The 18,274-nt window shown below is 52.2% G+C and carries 16 protein-coding genes; 8 read left to right on the top strand and 8 right to left on the bottom strand.

The window, feature by feature from the left end; genetic code table 11:
* The first annotated feature begins 15 nt into the window (after positions 1 to 15).
* Complete coding sequence (locus tag BTJ40_RS16545; protein ID WP_108735305.1) at positions 16 to 546, top strand: redoxin domain-containing protein; 531 nt, start codon at positions 16 to 18, stop codon at positions 544 to 546.
* 82 nt (positions 547 to 628) lie between these two features.
* Here the strand turns inward: BTJ40_RS16545 and BTJ40_RS16540 are convergent, their stop codons facing one another.
* The 6 genes from BTJ40_RS16540 to BTJ40_RS16520 all read right to left on the bottom strand — a co-directional run bounded on the left by BTJ40_RS16540 (position 629) and on the right by BTJ40_RS16520 (position 8,854).
* Positions 629 to 1,015, bottom strand: coding sequence for a DUF2750 domain-containing protein (locus BTJ40_RS16540; protein ID WP_108735304.1), 387 nt, complete (start codon positions 1,013 to 1,015; stop codon positions 629 to 631).
* Positions 1,016 to 1,329: 314 nt separating this feature from the next.
* Positions 1,330 to 2,574 carry a ribonucleotide-diphosphate reductase subunit beta gene (locus BTJ40_RS16535; RefSeq protein WP_108734126.1) on the bottom strand — a complete coding sequence of 415 codons (1,245 nt, stop codon included), beginning with the start codon at positions 2,572 to 2,574 and terminating at the stop codon, positions 1,330 to 1,332.
* Between the two features lie 74 nt (positions 2,575 to 2,648).
* Complete coding sequence (locus BTJ40_RS22960; protein ID WP_255422748.1) at positions 2,649 to 2,783, bottom strand: hypothetical protein; 135 nt, start codon at positions 2,781 to 2,783, stop codon at positions 2,649 to 2,651.
* Between the two features lie 203 nt (positions 2,784 to 2,986).
* Positions 2,987 to 5,926, bottom strand: coding sequence for a ribonucleoside-diphosphate reductase subunit alpha (locus tag BTJ40_RS16530; protein ID WP_108734125.1), 2,940 nt, complete (start codon positions 5,924 to 5,926; stop codon positions 2,987 to 2,989).
* A gap of 807 nt (positions 5,927 to 6,733) precedes the next feature.
* On the bottom strand, positions 6,734 to 7,648 hold the full coding sequence (gene argF / locus BTJ40_RS16525; RefSeq protein ID WP_108734124.1) for an ornithine carbamoyltransferase: 915 nt from the start codon (positions 7,646 to 7,648) through the stop codon (positions 6,734 to 6,736).
* 21 nt (positions 7,649 to 7,669) lie between these two features.
* Positions 7,670 to 8,854, bottom strand: a complete 1,185-nt coding sequence (locus tag BTJ40_RS16520; protein WP_202862819.1) for an aspartate aminotransferase family protein — start codon at positions 8,852 to 8,854, stop codon at positions 7,670 to 7,672.
* Between the two features lie 316 nt (positions 8,855 to 9,170).
* Between BTJ40_RS16520 and grxD the strand changes: the two genes are divergently transcribed.
* A complete protein-coding gene (gene grxD, locus BTJ40_RS16515; RefSeq protein ID WP_108734122.1) occupies positions 9,171 to 9,503 on the top strand; it encodes a Grx4 family monothiol glutaredoxin in 333 nt (110 codons plus the stop codon).
* A 111-nt stretch (positions 9,504 to 9,614) separates the two neighbouring features.
* Here the strand turns inward: grxD and bfr are convergent, their stop codons facing one another.
* Both bfr and BTJ40_RS16505 read right to left on the bottom strand, forming a co-directional pair.
* Positions 9,615 to 10,106 (bottom strand): bacterioferritin, encoded by a 492-nt coding sequence (bfr, locus tag BTJ40_RS16510; RefSeq protein ID WP_020412720.1) that lies wholly within the window; start codon positions 10,104 to 10,106, stop codon positions 9,615 to 9,617.
* A 1,174-nt stretch (positions 10,107 to 11,280) separates the two neighbouring features.
* Entirely contained in the window at positions 11,281 to 11,511 is a 231-nt protein-coding gene (locus BTJ40_RS16505; RefSeq protein WP_369974257.1) for a bacterioferritin-associated ferredoxin, read from the bottom strand.
* 314 nt (positions 11,512 to 11,825) lie between these two features.
* On the opposite strand from BTJ40_RS16505, the gene BTJ40_RS16500 reads away from it, so the two are divergent.
* The 6 genes from BTJ40_RS16500 to sixA all read left to right on the top strand — a co-directional run bounded on the left by BTJ40_RS16500 (position 11,826) and on the right by sixA (position 18,248).
* Entirely contained in the window at positions 11,826 to 12,428 is a 603-nt protein-coding gene (locus BTJ40_RS16500) for a peroxiredoxin (protein ID WP_108734120.1), read from the top strand.
* 241 nt (positions 12,429 to 12,669) lie between these two features.
* Positions 12,670 to 13,872, top strand: coding sequence for a serine hydrolase (locus BTJ40_RS16495; protein ID WP_108734119.1), 1,203 nt, complete (start codon positions 12,670 to 12,672; stop codon positions 13,870 to 13,872).
* A 101-nt stretch (positions 13,873 to 13,973) separates the two neighbouring features.
* Positions 13,974 to 15,893 carry a molecular chaperone HtpG gene (htpG, locus tag BTJ40_RS16490; RefSeq protein WP_108734118.1) on the top strand — a complete coding sequence of 640 codons (1,920 nt, stop codon included), beginning with the start codon at positions 13,974 to 13,976 and terminating at the stop codon, positions 15,891 to 15,893.
* A 247-nt stretch (positions 15,894 to 16,140) separates the two neighbouring features.
* A complete protein-coding gene (locus BTJ40_RS16485) occupies positions 16,141 to 17,172 on the top strand; it encodes an NAD(P)H-dependent glycerol-3-phosphate dehydrogenase (RefSeq protein WP_108734117.1) in 1,032 nt (343 codons plus the stop codon).
* Between the two features lie 13 nt (positions 17,173 to 17,185).
* Complete coding sequence (locus BTJ40_RS16480; protein WP_108734116.1) at positions 17,186 to 17,668, top strand: DUF4389 domain-containing protein; 483 nt, start codon at positions 17,186 to 17,188, stop codon at positions 17,666 to 17,668.
* Positions 17,669 to 17,795: 127 nt separating this feature from the next.
* Complete coding sequence (gene sixA, locus BTJ40_RS16475) at positions 17,796 to 18,248, top strand: phosphohistidine phosphatase SixA (protein WP_108734115.1); 453 nt, start codon at positions 17,796 to 17,798, stop codon at positions 18,246 to 18,248.
* Positions 18,249 to 18,274 lie beyond the last annotated feature (26 nt).

Here is an 18,274-nt window from a genome sequence, read left to right as displayed (position 1 = left end):
TCAAATGGGATGGTAATGAGCAATACAAAACTGGCTGCAGGTATCGAGTTTCCTGCTATCGAAGTACAGCGGTTGGGTGGCGGAAAGCTGGTGTTGGGGAGGCCTGAGGGCAGCCTTCCCTGGCAAATGATAGTGGCTTACCGAGGCAAACATTGCCCCCTCTGTACCAAATATTTACGCGCGCTAAGTGTGTTGCTACCTCGCTATCATGCCGAGGGTGTTGATGTGATTGCTGTTTCTGCCGATACGGAGAAAAAGGCTTCCTCGCATATGGAAAAAATTCAGCCAGGGTTTTCTATCGGCTATGACTTATCGATACCACAGATGCAGCAGTTGGGATTATATATTTCCAAACCGCGCTCTCCGGAAGAAACTGACAGGCCCTTTTCTGAACCAGGCGTTTTTGTTATCAATGAATCTGGAAACTTGCAAATAGTGGATATTTCTAATGCGCCATTTGCAAGGCCAGACTTACAGACATTGTTGGTGGGTATCGAATTTATTCGCAATCCTGAAAATCGTTATCCTATAAGGGGGACGTACTAAGAAGGTATCTTTGTTTGTCTTACTGGGAGTGGATTTTCCCAGAAGGATGTTTAAGGAGATAGCTTCAATGTGGATTATTTAGTTAGAATACGTTTAGTTCTTGTCGAAGGTCGGCTTCTAACTCTTCTGAATTAGTAATCCATACGCTTTTATCCGGTGCAGGAAATACACCGATTTCAATATCGTCATTTCTTAAGCCGGGAAGCCATTTTTTTAAGAACTGTGGTAAGGGAATGCTTTTAGGGCTGAGGCCTGCTTCATTCTCAGCATATCCTTGGGCAAACTCTGCGTTTGGCCATACTGGCAGGTATTCAAAACCACCGTCTTCATCGGTATGTATTTTTAGAAAGCAGTTTTCACTGTCGACTAGTATCCAGATTTCCCGCTCTTCTCCAGCCATGCTCAGGAAATACTCGTAGCGATCTTCGCAGTTGAGATTAATTACTTCACTTAAATCAGGGTTGCTCATATAAAAATTCACAGTAGCTGGTTAATAGGCAAGTAGGGATATTACAAAGCTTGCTCACCTCGGGGTGTAGCTGCTACACCAATAAACGCGGGGCATTATGCGCGAATATAAGTCGCTGTCCAAATGGTTTGATCCTATATCCAATATTAGGGAGGGGAGATGGGGAACTCCATAGAACTTAAGTCTACGGTTGGCGTAGAGAGTAAACTGGGATGCTCAAAATAAAAAAAACGGGCATTAAGCCCGTTTTCAATACATCTCTTCCTGTGAGCGACTACTTTCTCCTTTTTAGTAATTCGCTAACCAGGAAGCGCTTACCACTGCAGTGCGCCGCCGGTTTGATATTCGATAACGCGGGTTTCAAAGAAGTTTTTCTCTTTGCGCAGGTCCATAATTTCAGACATCCATGGGAATGGATTCTGAGCGCCTGGGAACTGCTCTTTCAGGCCCAGCTGGCTAAGGCGGCGGTTGGCGATAAACTGGAGGTACTCCTCCATCATATTCGCATTCATACCGAGTACGCCGCGGGGCATAGTGTCGCGGGCGTAGGCCACTTCGAGCTCCATACCCTCAAGAATCATCTGGGTCACTTCCTGCTGGAATTCCGCTGTCCACAGGTGTGGGTTTTCCAGCTTAATCTGGTTGATGACGTCGATGCCGAAGTTCAGGTGCATAGACTCGTCGCGCAGGATGTACTGGAACTGCTCGGCAACACCGGTCATTTTGTTGCGGCGACCCATGGACAGGATCTGGCTGAAGCCACAGTAGAAGAAGATACCTTCAGTGACAGCGTAGAAGGCGATCAGGTTGCGCAGCAGCTCCTGGTCGGATTCAACGGTGCCGGTTTTGAAGTTGGGATCACCGATGGCCTGGGTGTGGGACAGGCTCCAGGCCGCCTTTTTGGCAACCGCAGGCACTTCGCGGTACATATTGAAGACTTCACCTTCGTCCATACCCAGAGACTCTACACAGTACTGGTATGCGTGGGTGTGAATGGCTTCTTCAAAAGACTGGCGCAGCAGGTACTGACGGCACTCCGGGTTGGTGATATGGCGGTAGATCGCTAATACCAGGTTGTTGGCAACCAGGGAGTCCGCGGTGGAGAAATAGCCCAGGGAGTATTCCACGATGCGACGCTCGTCCTCGGTCAGACCGTTGGGGTCTTTCCACATGGACACGTCTTTGTTCATGTTGATTTCCTGGGGCATCCAGTGGTTGGCGCAGCCATCCAGGTATTTTTGCCAGGCCCAGTCGTATTTAAAGGGAACCAACTGGTTGAGGTCAGCGCGGCAATTAATAATGCGCTTTTCATCTACCTGGATGCGGGCCGCACCCATTTCCAGTTCTTCCAGGCCGGGAGCCGGGTCCATATTAGCAACTGCGGCACGGGCGGCATCAACGGCAGTGGAGCCGCTTTGGGCCGCAGGCGACGCCGGAGCGGCTGTGTAGGAAGCGCTGGGCTCCTGCACGGATTTTGCCTGGGCCTCCGGCGTCGGTCGCGGTTCGGTTGCTTTTTCAGGTTGTTGGGGCTTGGTGTCGATGTCGTCCCAGCTCAGCATAGTTGGCCCTTTTGATCGGTCTCACTATCGAAAGTTCGATAAAAAATTCTTAAATCTTCCTGGTGTATTACTCACTAATTGTGTGCAACCAGGGATGACATACCGGTGATATTTTTTACCGGTGATAATTCATTACAGGCTCGTATTTTTAACTCGCCTGGGCACAGAAAATCCTGTGCCAGATCAATTTTTGCTGCGCTTTTGTGCATTTATTTGCACTGAATTTTCGCTGGCAATTGCACTGGGTTTTCTTGGGAAAATAAGCCGCAGCCGATCCCCGGTCCCTATGGTATTACCCACTATTAAAATAATGGGTGGACCGGGGTCGCTGCGCATGGTCATGCCCGCACTTGCGGTTACGACGCTCTCCCCCGAGAGTCAGTGCAGCCCCTATAAAAAAGGGGCTTAAATTTTACTGGCAGGCCTCGCAATCCGGGTCGTCCAGTGAGCAGGCCTGAGGCACTGCGGCCGGTGCAGGTGCAGCTTGCTCAGCAGGTGCTGCCGCAGCTATTCCGTTGCTACCGCCGTGTGCACTTACCGCGTTCAGGGTGCCGCTATTTACCGTAGATTTCTCTGTGGTAGTGGCAGCCAGTGCGCGCAGGTAGTAAGTGGTTTTCAGGCCGCGGAACCAAGCCATGCGATAGGTCAGGTCCAGCTTCTTGCCGTCGGCGCCGGCAATATACAGGTTCAGGGACTGGGCCTGGTCGATCCACTTCTGGCGACGGCTGGCAGCGTCCACGATCCAGCGCGGCTCCACTTCAAACGCGGTGCGGTATTTTGCTTTCAGGTCTTCCGGTACGCGATCGATTTTCTGTACAGAACCTTCATAGTATTTCAGGTCGTTAACCATGACCTGATCCCACAGGCCGCGATCTTTCAGATCGTGTACCAGGTAGGGGTTTACTACGGTGAATTCGCCGGACAGGTTCGATTTCACATACAGGTTTTGGTAGGTCGGTTCGATTGACTGGGAAACTCCGGTGATATTGGCAATGGTCGCAGTAGGAGCGATCGCCATCACGTTGGAGTTACGCATACCTTGGGCTTTTACTTTCTCGCGCAGGCCATCCCAGTCCAGCGTGGAGCTGGTGTCCTGTTCGATAAACTGCTGGCCGCGCTGCTCAGCCAGGATCTGGATGGAGTCCAGCGGCAGAACACCTTTGCTCCACAGGGAGCCTTCGTAAGTCTGGTACTTGCCGCGCTCGGCAGCCAGGTCACTGGAAGCGGAGATGGCTTCGAAGCTGATCGCTTCCATGGTGTTGTCGGCAAAGGCTACGGCTTCGTCGCTGGCGTAGGCGATCCCGGCTTTGTACAGCGCGTCCTGGAAGCCCATCAGGCCCATGCCCACTGGGCGGTGACGCATGTTGGACTGACGTGCACTTTCAACTGCGTAGTAGTTGATGTCGATAACGTTATCGAGCATACGCACCGCAGTTTTTACGGTATTGGCCAGCTTGGTGCGGTCGAGTTCACCGTTCTCACCAATGTGTTGAGCCAGGTTGACGGAGCCCAGGTTACACACGGCGATTTCGTCGTCGGCCTTGGTGTTGAGAGTGATCTCGGTGCACAGGTTGGAGCTGTGAACCACACCGGCGTGTTGCTGAGGGCTGCGCAGGTTGCAGCTGTCTTTAAAGGTGATCCAGGGGTGGCCAGTTTCGAACAGCATGCCCAGCATCTTGCGCCACAGGTCTAGTGCGCGGATTTTCTTGAACAGACGCAGCTTGCCTTCGGCAGCCAGTTGTTCGTAGTGGTTGTAGCGCTCTTCGAATGCGGTGCCGAACAGATCGTGCAGGTCCGGGCAATCGGCCGGGGAGAACAGGGTCCACTCTTTGTCTTCGAACACGCGCTTCATAAACAGGTCGGGGACCCAGTTGGCGGTGTTCATATCGTGGGTGCGGCGGCGGTCGTCACCAGTGTTTTTGCGCAGCTCGAGGAATTCCTCGATATCCAGGTGCCAGGTTTCCAGGTAGGCACAGACAGCGCCCTTGCGCTTACCGCCCTGGTTGACCGCTACTGCGGTGTCATTGGCCACTTTCAGGAAGGGCACAACACCTTGGGACTTGCCGTTGGTACCTTTGATATAGGAACCCAGGGAACGCACCGGCGTCCAGTCATTGCCGAGACCGCCGGCCCACTTGGACAGCATGGCGTTATCGCGAATAGCGCCGTAAATGCCGTGCAGGTCGTCCGGTACCGTAGTCAGGTAGCAGGAGGACAGCTGTGGGCGCAGGGTGCCGGCGTTGAAAAGGGTTGGGGTGGAGCTCATGTAGTCGAAGGAGCTCAACAGGTTGTAGAACTCTACCGCGCGCTCGTTTTTATTCTCTTCATTAATGCTGAGACCCATGGCGACGCGCATAAAGAAGATCTGCGGCAGCTCAAAACGAATATCGTCGCTGTGCAGGAAGTAGCGGTCGTACAGAGTCTGCAGGCCCAGGTAAGTAAACTGGTGATCGCGCTCGCCTTTTAGAGCTTTGCCGAGTTTTTCCAGGTCGAAGGTAGCCAGTGCCGGGTCCAACAGGTCCAGCTCGATACCCTTTTTCACGTAAGTGGGCAGGGTAGAGGCGTACAGCTTTTCCATCTCGTGCTGGGTGGCGCGCTCGGCAACACCGAGGAAGCGCAGAGCTTCGGAGCGCAGCTTGTCCAGCAGCAGGCTGGCGGTAGCAAAGGTGTAATTGGGCTCCTGCTCAACCAGGGTGCGGGCAGTGATTACCAGCGCGGTGTTGATATCGTTTTCAGAGACACCGTCGTACAGGTTCTTCAGGGCTTCATTAAGAATTGCCGCGCTGTCGACATCTTTCAGGCCTTCGCAGGCTTCTTTGACAACGGTGCGCAGGCGCTCCATATCCAGAGGTGCAAGGCTGCCGTCGTCCTGCTTTACACGAATGCTGGGGTGGGCATCGACAGTTTGCTCAGCAGCCTGGGTAGTTTTTTCTTTCTCTGCGCGCAGGCGGGCATGTTCTTCACGGTAGAGTACGTAGTCGCGGGCAACCTTCTGTTCGCCGGCGCGCATCAGGGCCAGTTCTACCTGGTCCTGGATTTCCTCAATGTGAATAGTGCCGCCAGAGGGCATGCGACGCTTGAAAGTGGCACTGATCTGGCCGACCAGCTCTTCAACTTGCTCGTGGACACGGCTGGAAGCAGCGGCAGTACCGCCTTCAACAGCGAGAAAGGCTTTGGTTACGGCGACGGCGATTTTGCTGTCGTCGTAGGGTACAACGGTGCCGTTGCGCTTGATTACGCGGATCTGGCCCGGTGCAGTAGCGGCCAGAGTGGTGCCGCCAGTTGCCTGGTCGCTGGAGGTGCCCGATTTTTCCGCAGGCACGGCTTGAGAGCGCCCTGTCTCTGTGTGCATGTAAATCTCCGAAAGGTTTGTACTGTTGTCTGTCCGCGTGCGTTCAAAAGAACGGCGGCCACATGACTGTGTGGCATGGCGGAGCGTGTCCTTCGCTTTGCCAGTGTTTATCCACAGCTGTGGACACTGGAAACAGGCGGCTTGTCACCGGTTCTCTGAAAAGGTTTGCCAGCTGCTGCCTGTGGCGGAAATTCCATTCCGCCCGCTTACCTCTGATTCTGCTTTGAAAAAAGCAGCGCCTGACGCCCACCGCCAAAAAGTGTGGTGGTACGCCGGAATTCGCCCCACAAATTGGGGGTGCTCTTAGGTCTCTACCCCAATATATAGGGGGTCGGCCTCGAGTGCGCTACAAGATAATGCGGTAGGCGGGTCAGTTCAAGGCGAATAACTTTGTAGTTGTTTGTGGATAAATTGTGGGTAGAGGTACTGAGTCAGTAGCCACTTTCGCGGCAGGGCCCGCCAGCTCTAGGCTGTAAAGGAAGGGGGGTCGGTAAAGAGCACCGGGTACAACGTCTTACAATTTTTTTTAATAGCTTGAGCGCTGTAAATTAACAACGGCAATAACTATTTGCAAATGGCTGCTCTTTGAGCAAAGTGGTACTCATTTGTTCAGTTTGGTGACGTTTATTTAATTCTGACAGTCAGGCTGGCTGTAAATTAATCATTGGCGCCAATTGCTAAATGCGACTGTTCACAAAGTATTTTGGCGTTAATTTCTTCTCACGAGAAGTGTCATCAGAGGAGTTGTGGTAGGGGAGGTTGGGCAGCAGGGCGCAGCCGTTGAAGCGGCTGCACCATTGGGTATGGTTAGCGACTGTGGTCCTGAAGAAATTCCATCAGGGCTTTCTGTGCGTGAAGGCGGTTTTCGGCTTCATCCCACACTACGGAAATACCGTCATCCTCTAAAAGCTCGGCGCTGACTTCCTCGCCCCGGTGGGCGGGCAAGCAGTGCATAAAGACGGCGTTGCTGTTGGCATGGCTCATCAGTTCGTGATCTACCAGGAAGTTTTCAAAGGCTTTCAGGCGGATCTGTTGTTCAGTTTCCTGTCCCATGGAAGCCCAGACATCGGTGGCCACCCAATCGGCCCCTTTAACAGCCTCCACCGGATTCTGTACCAGGGTGACACGATCAGGTGCCGAAGCGAGAATATTGGCGTTGGGTTCGTAGCCGGGAGGGCAAGCTATGCGCAACTCAAAATTGCACAGGCGGGCAGCATTAATGTAGGAATGGCACATATTGTTGCCATCTCCGACCCAGGCCACGACCTTGCCCTCAGGGCTGCCTCGGTGCTCTACAAAAGTTTGGATGTCCGCAAGAAGCTGGCAGGGGTGGTAGCTGTCAGAGAGGGCATTAATCACTGGTACTTTCGAATATTCAGAAAAGCGCTCCAGTACCTGGTGGCCAAAGGTGCGAATCATCACCATATCCACCATGCTGGAAATTACCCGGGCGCTGTCCTCAACGGGTTCCCCGCGTCCCAGCTGAGTATCGCGAGGGGATAGGAAGAGGGCGCTGCCGCCCATCTGCGCCATTCCCGCTTCGAAAGAGACGCGGGTGCGAGTAGAAGATTTCTCAAAAATCATCCCCAGTACTTTGCCGCGAAAAAAGTCGGTAGTAATACCCTGCGCACGCAGTGTTTTAAGCTCGATAGCGCGCTCAATAATTTGTGTGAGTTCTTCCGCAGATAAATCTGTCAGGGTAAGGAAATGTCTGATCGCCATAAGCTGTTCTCCTTTTTTGCATCAGACTGCTTGCAGTGCAAACTGGTGAATCAGTGAGCTGATATCGCTTGCCAATTGATGGCACTCGTCGTCGCTGAGTGTAAGTGGGGGCAGCAGGCGTACAACATTGCCGGCTGTAATATTAATCAGGAGTCTGCGCTCGCGAGCCATATCCACCAGTGTGGCACAGGGCAGCTGCAGTTCGATGCCGATCATCAATCCCTGGCCGCGCACCTCTTTAACTTGGCCGCAATCAGATAACTGCAGCTGAAGTTGTTGCAGCAAGGTCTGCCCCAAGGTCTCAGCACGCTCTATTAGCCATTCATTTTCCAGTGTTTCGAGCACGGCCAGGGCAGCGGTGCAGGCGAGGGGGTTGCCGCCAAAGGTAGATCCATGGGTGCCCGCAGAAAATAATTGCGCGGCCACTCCTCTTGCCAGGCAGGCCCCTATGGGGACGCCGTTGCCCAGCCCTTTGGCTGTGGTCACCACGTCGGGGAGTATGCCAGCGTGTTGGTAGGCAAACATTTTGCCGCTGCGGCCATTGCCGGTTTGCACTTCATCCAGCATCAAGAGCCAATTATTTTGATCGCAGAGTTCCCGCAATTTACTTAGATAGTTTGAGGAGGGGACTCGTACACCACCTTCGCCCTGAACCGGCTCTACCAGAATTGCGACAATGTCATCTCTTTCAGACGCGAGCTTCTCGATAGCTGCGGTATCGTTAAAAGGCACTCGCAGGAAGCCCTCGGGCAGTGGGCCGAAGCCTTCCTGCACTTTTTCATTGCCGGTTGCGGTTAAGGTAGCGAGGGTGCGGCCGTGGAAGGCTCCCTCCATTACCAGTATTTGAGGGGTCCTGAGGTTGCGACTATTACCCAACCGTCGAGCCAATTTAATGGCCGCCTCATTGGCTTCTGCGCCGGAGTTGGAGAAAAATACATTGTCCATACCGGACATCTGTACAAGTTTATCTGCCAGCCGCTCCTGCGCAGGGATATTGTAAAGGTTGGATACGTGCAACAGGGTTCGGGCCTGCTCGTGCAGGGCCAGGGTTACCTTGGGGTGGCAGTGACCGAGGCCGCATACGGCGATTCCAGAGATGGCATCCAGGTATCGTCGCCCCTGATCATCCCATACATAGTTGCCCTCTCCCCGCACCAAGGTGAGGGGTCTTTCGCCGTAGTTCTGCATGAGTGTCGGGGTGGCCACAGGGGCATCTCCTTAGGTATTTATTGCCTGGGTTATCTCTATTCCGCAGAAAATTCTGTTTTTAGGTTTCAATCTGCATTTTATATTGGTTTGAGCAATAGTAACACAGCCTTTATGTCGTGTGCGTTATCCGTATGGCTGAATCCTCAACATTGTGCCAAGGGAGTTAGATTTGGGGTTTTTGCCATCATCAACAGTAGGGTGTACTTATTGAGCGCCTCGCTGGGGTACAATGGCTGCCCCTGTGCGGCGTCAGTAACGGCGCGGTGCATACACATTTACTTTTTGCTTCGACCACCTGAGGTTTTTCACGCTTATGGATACACTGGAGAACATCAAGCAGCAGATCGCTGATAACACCATTCTGCTCTATATGAAAGGTAGCCCCAATGCCCCCCAGTGCGGCTTTTCCATGCGGGCCTCCCAGGCGATGATGGCTTGCGGCAAGCGCTTTGCCTACGTTGATATCCTGGCTAATCCAGATATCCGTGCCGAGCTGCCCAAATATGCAAACTGGCCGACGTTCCCCCAGCTGTGGGTTAAGGGCGAGTTGATCGGTGGCTGTGACATCATTATGGAAATGTATGAGAACGGCGAGCTGAAAACCCTGATCGATGAGGCATCAGCAGAGAGCGAAGACGAGGGTTAGCTTTCGCTGTAGTTCTAATGTTGCTGTCTGGCGAAAGCGGCAGCGCATTGTAAGAACAAAAAAAACCGCAGCGGAAACTGCGGTTTTTTTATTCCTGTGAGAAAGCTTAAACTACTTGCCAGAGTGGCCGGCTGCAGTTTCCATTTGAGTTTGCAGGTAGTTTTGAATGCCAACTTTGTCGATCAGTTCCAGCTGGGTCTCCAGCCAATCTACATGCTCTTCCTCAGACTCGAGGATTTTCTCCAGCAATTCACGGCTGCCGTAATCCCGCACAGATTCACAGTAGGCGATGGCCTCACGCAAGTCGGGAATGGCTTTTGATTCAATTTTCAGGTCGCACTTGAGCATCTCTTCGGTATTTTCACCGATCAGGAGTTTGCCCAGGTGCTGCAGGTTTGGAATACCTTCGAGGAAAAGAATGCGCTCGATCAGCCAATCGGCGTGCTTCATTTCATCGATGGATTCGTGATATTCCTGTTTGCCCAGCTCTTTTAAACCCCAGTTGTCGTACATGCGGGCATGCAGGAAATACTGGTTAATAGCTACCAGTTCATTACCCAGTACTTTATTTAAATGCTCAATTACCTTGGGGTCGCCTTTCATAGCCTGTGCTCCTGAAGCCCTGCCAACTCAATAAGGTTTGCAGAGGGTTCCTATTTGTTAGTCGCTAGAGATTAGTTGATATTTTTAGCTACTAAAGATTATTAGTCACTAAAGTCTGCGGCTGCCTGATTTACCTAATTTTATTTTAGGGTTTCAGCTGCAATCGGGGCTGAGTTTGCGTTGCGATTTGCGGCAAGTCAAGAAATAATTTTTCTTGCAGAATGCAGGAAAAACAAGGGTTTTAACGCAAATTTAGCCGAAAATGGCAACGAAAATAATTCTCATTTAGGTTGCGTGAACAATACAATAATAAGTCATTTATTTCGAATATTAACCGCCTTTTATTGATGGGTTACGTATTTTAGTTGAGGCTAATATTTTCATGCTCGATATTAATAATGCTTCTTATTTATATGTACAGGTGAAACGCAAGTAACTATAAGCTGAGCCAAAAATTTTTTTTAGCTCGGATGGCGCTTGAATAATTAATTTCATCTCTAAATTAAATGACCCCATCTTTTGAATTTTTGCCATCTAACCGACTCATTGAATGGCTACCTCGGATATAAAAGTGTTTGGGTTGATCTTTTGTTAACGGACTCATGTCCTGAATTAAGGTTGATCACTGTCGAATTTCACGTGGATTACGAAGAGATCAACAAAGGCGTGTCTGAATAAATCCGTAATACTCTTGGGCTCCTGAAGGTAGCGGATATTAGGTGCGGCTTGCTGTGAGTGTCCTATCTGTAAGGCCCACTCTACAGGCTTTCATAGCGATTCCCGCTCTGTACTGTAAAAACCAAAGACATCACGGAATTGATTAGAAGCTCTCTAAAACGGATTTTCTCAATATGCAGATTTTTTCCGATCCCACAAAGGACATTGCAGTGAGATCGGAGAGATAAGTAAATCAGAAGGCTAAAGTTTGGCAGGTAAGTAAAGCCGGGAGAGGCGCTTTCAGGTTGAGATGTATAGCTGCCCAAGGTGGGCCGATATATGTTCAGGCTGAAAGCGGCGAGATAGACATTGGGTGCAAGCAAGTTCGATTTGAGTGGGGTGTTTTGTACTGGGGGTGGGGGGCTTATACAAGTTTGTAAAATTTACGGATAGCTGAAGGGCTGGGCAGATCGAAGCGGTATAGAGGCCACCAGAGGAGGGTGGCCATATTGGACGGTTAACTGGCGGAGTAGAAGAGACCGGTATTGGCAGAGGACACCATCCCACCACTCATGGTCTCGTCAATGATTTCCTTGGTCTGCTCGGCACAGCGTCCACATTGAGAGGAAACGCCCAGCTGGCGCCTGAGAGCCTTTACCGAAGTGGAGCCATCATAGATCGCCTCTTTGATCTGGCGGTCAGTTATGCCCTTACAAATACATACATACATGGTGGTGGCTCTGTTCAACTCTTACTCAATAGTAGTTAGGTAGGAATCCTATTGCAATTGAGAATGAGTGTCAATAAGATTTCGGAATGGTCGCATTTCGCCCTCTTTGTTTGCTATTTGTACATTTTTGCGGGTAGCTCATCCTATTTTGGGGGTTAGTTCACGCATAGCCGTTCTGCTATCAGCCTGATTTAAAAAATTTATGGGCCTGAAATAAGTGGGTGTGTATCATAGCGGCCCACTATTAATTCCCATTCGATTTATAGCTGTTGCTCATAAATTGAACACTCTACGTATCATCAACAACCCATCATTGGATTGAGGAGGTTTTCATGGCAGTTCTGGTAGGCAAGCCGGCTCCGGATTTCACCGCTGCAGCGGTATTGGGTAACGGCGAGATCGTCGATACTTTTAACCTGAAAGATGCAATCAAAGGTAAGAAGGCTGTAGTTTTCTTCTACCCGCTGGATTTCACCTTCGTATGTCCTTCTGAGCTGATCGCTTTCGACCACCGTTTCGCTGAGTTTGAAAAGCGCGGTGTTGAGGTAATCGGTGTATCCATCGATTCCCAGTTCTCTCACAACGCATGGCGTAACACCTCCGTCAACGACGGTGGTATCGGCCCGGTTAAGTACACTCTGGTTGCAGACGTTAAGCACGAAATCTGCCAGGCGTACGACGTAGAAGCTGACGCTGGTGTTGCTTTCCGCGGTTCCTTCCTGATCGACGAAGAAGGCACTGTACGTCACCAGGTAGTTAACGATCTGCCGCTGGGCCGTAACGTTGACGAAATGCTGCGCATGGTTGACGCTCTGGCGTTCCACCAGGAGCACGGTGAAGTTTGCCCTGCCGGCTGGCAGGAAGGCGACAAAGGTATGAACGCTTCTCCGGAAGGTGTAGCGGCTTACCTGAGCGAGAACGCTGAGAAGCTGTAAGACGCTTTTTGCGCTGGGGTCCCCGGGGCCCCAAAAGAAGAACCGCCGCAAGGCGGTTTTTTTGTTTGTACAAGCCTTGTTGCGCTGATCTGCGCTGATTGGCATGGCCGTCCCCGCGCTGGAGAAAAGCGCAGACTAGAATTCAGCGGTCAGTCCTGCGTGGCGCCTAAATAGAGTTTTTGCCCGCTGGCTGCTAGTCTTATCTGCAACTACCGGATTGCTTTGGCGGCTCGATTTGCTTATGAGACCTGCAATTCTTTCAAATATCGTCTACGACGTGCGCGCCTATATGGCACGTTTTTTCCTCTCCCTGGTGATTCTGGGGAGTCTGTCCCTACCTGCGCAAGCGGTTGATATAGACGACAGGGCCAAACAGTTTGGCCGATACTTCAAACAAATGATGGCGGGCAAATCCATACCCGGCGGCGCCTATGTCATTGTTGATGGCAATCGGGTGGTCGCGATGGACACCTATGGTGTCAGGGTCAGGGGTAAATCCGGCAAGGTGGATCGGGATACGGTGTTCCGTCTTGCCTCGGTATCCAAGACCTTTGCCGCCAGTATGGCCACTATGTTGGAGCATGAAAATCGCTTCAAGTGGGATGACAAGGTGGTCAACTATGTGCCGGATCTGAGCTTTAAGACGCCTTCGCTGTCCCGTCAGCTACAGGTGGAACACTTGCTCAGCCATTCCTCGGGTCTGACCCCAAATGCCTACGACAACTACCTTGAGGACAACAAGCCTCTCAGCAAGATATTGCCCAAGTTTGCCAATATCGATCCGCGCTGCACGCCGGGAAAATGCTACGGCTACCAGAATGTGTTGTTCAGCCTGATTGAGGATGTGATTTTTGAGGCGACCGGGGTCTCCTTTGCCAGCCAGCTGAAAAAGCGAATTTTTGTCCCGCTGAAAATGCAGAACGCATCGGTCGGCTGGGAGAGCTTTATGGCCTCCGACAACCGTGCGGCACCCCATATTCAGACAGGCAGCGGCTGGCGTCCGGTAAAAGTGGAGAAGGAATACTACTTTGCTGCACCGGCGGCGGGAGTGAATGCCAGTATCTCCGATATGGCCCAGTGGTTGAAAGCGCAGATGGGCTACTACCCGAAGGTGCTGTCACCGGAAGTGATCGCCGATATGACTACTGAGCGAGTCGCTACCCAGCGCCATATGCGCCATCGTATCTGGAGAGATTACCTGTCTCACGCAGGCTATGGTCTGGGCTGGCGCCTCTATACCATTGGTGACGATCGTATTATTTACCACGGCGGTTGGGTTGCGGGCTTCCGTGCGGCGGTGGCCTACTCGGAAAAGTTGAAAGTGGGTATCGCTATTCTGATGAATGCGGAGTCCCGTGTGATCTCAGATCTCACTGCCAATTTCGTGATCGATATTACTGGCAAAGGCAATCTCGCTACCGCTCAAACCAGTGGAGATCGCTGATCTCCACTGGTAAGTGATTGTCCCTCCCCCCCTTGAAACCTGCTGGCTGATCCCAATATTTGCTCCCTGTTCCGATTGACGTTTACGGGGAGACCGAATAGATGACCGTTGAGGCCCAAAAAGAGAGCCATGGATTCCAGACGGAAGCCAAGCAGCTGCTGCACCTGATGATCCACTCGCTCTACTCCAATAAGGAGATTTTCCTGCGCGAGCTGGTATCCAACGCTTCTGATGCCGCCGACAAGCTGCGTTTTGAATCGCTGTCCAAGCCTGAATTACTGGGTGAAGATGCAGACCTGCGCATTCGCATTGAGTTTGACAAGGAAGAGGGCACACTCACCATTACCGATAATGGTATTGGTATGAGCCGTGATGAAGTAATCGAAAACCTCGGTACCATCGCCCGCTCTGGCACCTCTGCATTTATGCAGCAGCTGACCGGAGATCAGAAAAAAGATGCGCACCTGATAGGCCAATTCGGTGTGGGCTTCTACTCCGCCTTTATCGTCGCCGATAAAGTAGACGTATTCACCCGTCGCGCCGGCCTGAATACCGACCAGGGTGTGCACTGGGAGTGTCACGGTGAAGCGGAATACTCCGTAGAGACCGTTGAATGGCCCCAGCGCGGCACCCGAGTGGTCCTGCACCTGAAAGAAGAAGCGAAAGAGTTTGCCGATAGTTGGCGCCTGCGCTCCATCATTAAAAAGTACTCCGATCACATCGCCATTCCGGTGGAAATGCTGAAAGAGGAAATGCCGGCGGCAGAAGAGGGCGAAGAGCCGAAAGAAGAGAAAGCACCTGAGTTTGAAGCAGTAAATGCTGCCCAGGCCCTGTGGACTCGCCCCCGCTCCGACGTGAAATCCGAGGAGTACAAGGAGTTCTACAAGCATATCTCCCACGATTTCGACGATCCTTTAACCTGGAGCCACAATCGCGTAGAGGGCAAGCAGGATTACACCAGCCTGCTTTACATCCCTGCGCGCGCACCGTTCGATCTGTACCAGCGCGATGCCGCTCGCGGCCTCAAGCTGTATGTGCAGCGCACCTTTATCATGGACGACGCGGAGCAGTTCCTGCCGCTGTACCTGCGTTTCGTGAAAGGTGTTCTGGACTCCAATGACCTGCCGCTGAACGTATCCCGTGAAATCCTGCAAAAAGATCGCAATACCGATGCGATCAAGAGTGCGCTGACCAAGCGTGTTCTGGATATGCTGGATAAATTGGCGAAGAAAGATGGCGATGAGTACCAGAAGTTCTGGGATCTGTTCGGCAATGTATTGAAAGAAGGCCCGGCTGAAGATTTCTCCAATAAAGAGAAAATTGCCAAGCTGCTGCGCTTTGCCAGCACCCACACCGATACCGAGAAGCAGGATCAGTCCCTGGAAGACTATGTAGGTCGCATGAAGGATGGCCAAAAGGCAATCTACTACGTATGTGCCGACAACTTCGCTACGGCCAAGTCCAGCCCCTACCTGGAAGTATTCCGCAAGAAGGGTATCGAAGTGCTGCTGCTCACCGATCAGGTGGACGAGTGGTTCGTGGGCCATATGAGCGAGTTCGACGGCAAGCAGTTCCAGGACGTGGCCAAAGGCGCGCTGGACCTGGGTGAAGCCGAGAGCGATGAAGACAAAGCTGAGCGCGAAAAAGTCGAGCAGGAGTCCGGTGCCCTGGTTGAGCGGGTACAGGAAGTTCTGGAAGGTCGCGTTGAATCCGTACGCGCAACCACTCGTCTGGTGGACTCCCCAGCGTGTCTGGTGGTGAGCGAACAGGATATGGGCCCGCAAATGCGCCGCATTCTGGAGCAGGCCGGCCAGGCCCTGCCAGATGCCAAGCCGATCTTTGAAATCAATCCGTCCCACCCACTGGTACAGCGTCTGGACCAGGAAGCGGATGAAGATCGCTTTGCGGATCTCACCAATATCCTCATGGACCAGGCTAACCTGGCCGCGGGTAACCAGCTGGCAGACCCGGCGGATTATGTGCGCCGCCTGAACACGCTGTTGCTGGAAATGCACGGCTAAGTCAGCGCTATTGATTGGTGCTAAGCGATGGCCAGCGGAGTTGTTTTTGACTTTGCTGGCCCCAGAAGCGGCCCCTGCCGGATCGAGCGGTATTTTATCGGTTGGTCAAGGCAGAGGGCCGTTTTTGCTATTTACTGTGTTGTTTCGCACAATTACCAGAAGTTTAAAACAAATTGACCCCATTGGGCTCAGCGGGTCATAGCTCTATAATCCGCAAGTCTTAATAAAAAGCTTTATCGGTGTGACAATGCAAAAAGAAACTTCCAACCCCCTCGCTATTGCCGTATTGGGCGGCGGCAGTTTCGGAACCGCGATTGCGAACATTGTGGCGGGCAACGGCCACGACACCCGCCAGTGGATGCGTAATGCGGAAACGGCGGCTGAGTGTCGCGACACTCGAGAGAATCACAAATACTTGCCCGGCGTACCCCTGCACCCGGAATTACAAATCACCAGTGACCTGGAACAGGCGGTGGGTGGCTGCAATATAGTATTTGTAGCGATACCCAGTAAGTCTTTTCGCGAAGTGGTGAAAAAGGTGGCCCCACTGCTGGCGCCGGGTACCATGCTGATCTCAACTACCAAGGGGATTGAGCACGACAACTTCCACTTAATGAGCGATATTCTGCGCGAAGAAACCACCGATATGCGTGTCGGGGTTTTGAGCGGACCAAATTTTGCAAAAGAAATTGTTGCGGGGCACTACACTGCAACGGTGGTGGCCAGTGAAGACGAGGCACTTTGCAAAGCGATTCAATCGGCACTGCACTCGGAGACTTTCCGGGTTTATTCCAGTAGTGATGTATTTGGGGTGGAGCTTGCCGGTGCGCTAAAAAATATCTACGCGATAGTCACTGGTATGGCTGCAGCGTTGGAGCGCGGGCAAAATACTATCAGTTTACTGATCACCCGTTCCCTGGCAGAAATGATGCGTTTTGCTGAAGCGATGGGTGCCGATCCCATGACGTTTATCGGCCTCGCCGGTGTCGGCGACTTGATTCTGACCTGTTCCTCGGACCTCAGCCGAAATTATCGGGTGGGGTATATGGTCGGTAAGGGCAAGCCGCTCGATCAGGCTGTCGCAGAAATCGGTCAGGTGGCCGAAGGTGTGAATACGGTTCGTCTGATTAAACAGAAAGCTGACGAAATGGGTGTCTACATGCCCTTGGTTTCCGCGATTCACGCCATATTATTTGAACAGCGACCGATTCCTGAGGTGATTCGCAATTTGATGTCGGGCGCGCAAACTTTTGATGTGGCCTACTCGGCCAAGCCTTAAATGGAAGCCTCATATGAACAATGACGATCTAAAGCGCAATCTTACTTCCGGCAACCAGTGGGTGCGCCTTATCTATATGGTGCTGTTTGCAGTGTGCCTTCAGGTTGCCGCGTGGTTACTGATGGCGGTAGTGATACTGCAATTCCTGTTTTCGATTATCAGTGGGAAATCCAACGATAATCTGCGCCGTTTTGGCGATCAGCTCGCCTCCTACGTTTACCAGGCGATTCAGTTCCTGATCTACAACTCCGACGAAAAACCTTTTCCGTTTTCTGAGTGGCCTGAATCCGACGTAGAGGATTTATCCGGCTATGAAGGCGCTGAAGAAGTTTCTGCGGAGGTGGTTTCCAAGGAAGCTAAGCACGAGAAGGACAAGGCTGAAGATGAAGCCGAAGACGCTATTATCCTGGGTAGCTCTGATTCGAAAAGCAGCGAAAAACCTGAGCTTGTAGAGGAGAGTGCCGACGACGCGGACAAGCCTGTCGACAAGAATTGATTCTTCTCCCTGCAGCTTATTTATCCGGTGCCTTTTGAGGGGGCGCCGGATAAATAGCCACTGCACCCCCCCTACGACCATTCCCGCTGATATCGACAAAGTAATAATTCACTCTTGAGGAAGTCCCATGCAGCTGTTTATTTTGCGTCACGGTAAAGCCGAGCCCATGCTCGCCAATGATGCAGAGAGAGCCCTGACAGAGCGCGGGCGCAGGCAGGTTGCACAGGTCTGCAAAAAACGCGCAGAGGAGTTAGCGGCGGTCAAAGCAATTTGGGCCAGTCCGTTTGTGCGAACCCAGGAAACCGCTGAGATTGCTGCCGCCCAACTGGGATTACCCGTTATTACCGAACCACTGCTGATCGGCAATACCCACCCACAGCAGCTGCTCGATCATTTGCAAACCCAGGATACCTTTCCGCTTCTGCTGGTTAGTCACCAGCCTTTGGTGGGCAGCTTGCTCAATGGCCTATGTGGCACTGGTAACGAGCATCCCATGGGTACTTCCAGTCTTGCCTGCGTCAGCGCGGAGGTGTGGGCTGATGGCTGCGCCGACCTGGAGTGGTTGCAGCACGCAGAGTAGTCTTTCCGGTTGTGTCTGCCAGTAAA

It is taken from the genome of Microbulbifer sp. A4B17, from assembly GCF_003076275.1.
Classification (GTDB): Bacteria; Pseudomonadota; Gammaproteobacteria; order Pseudomonadales; family Cellvibrionaceae; genus Microbulbifer.
The sequence above is the reverse complement of the archived record's forward strand: the minus strand, read 5'-3'. Positions and strand labels throughout refer to the sequence as shown.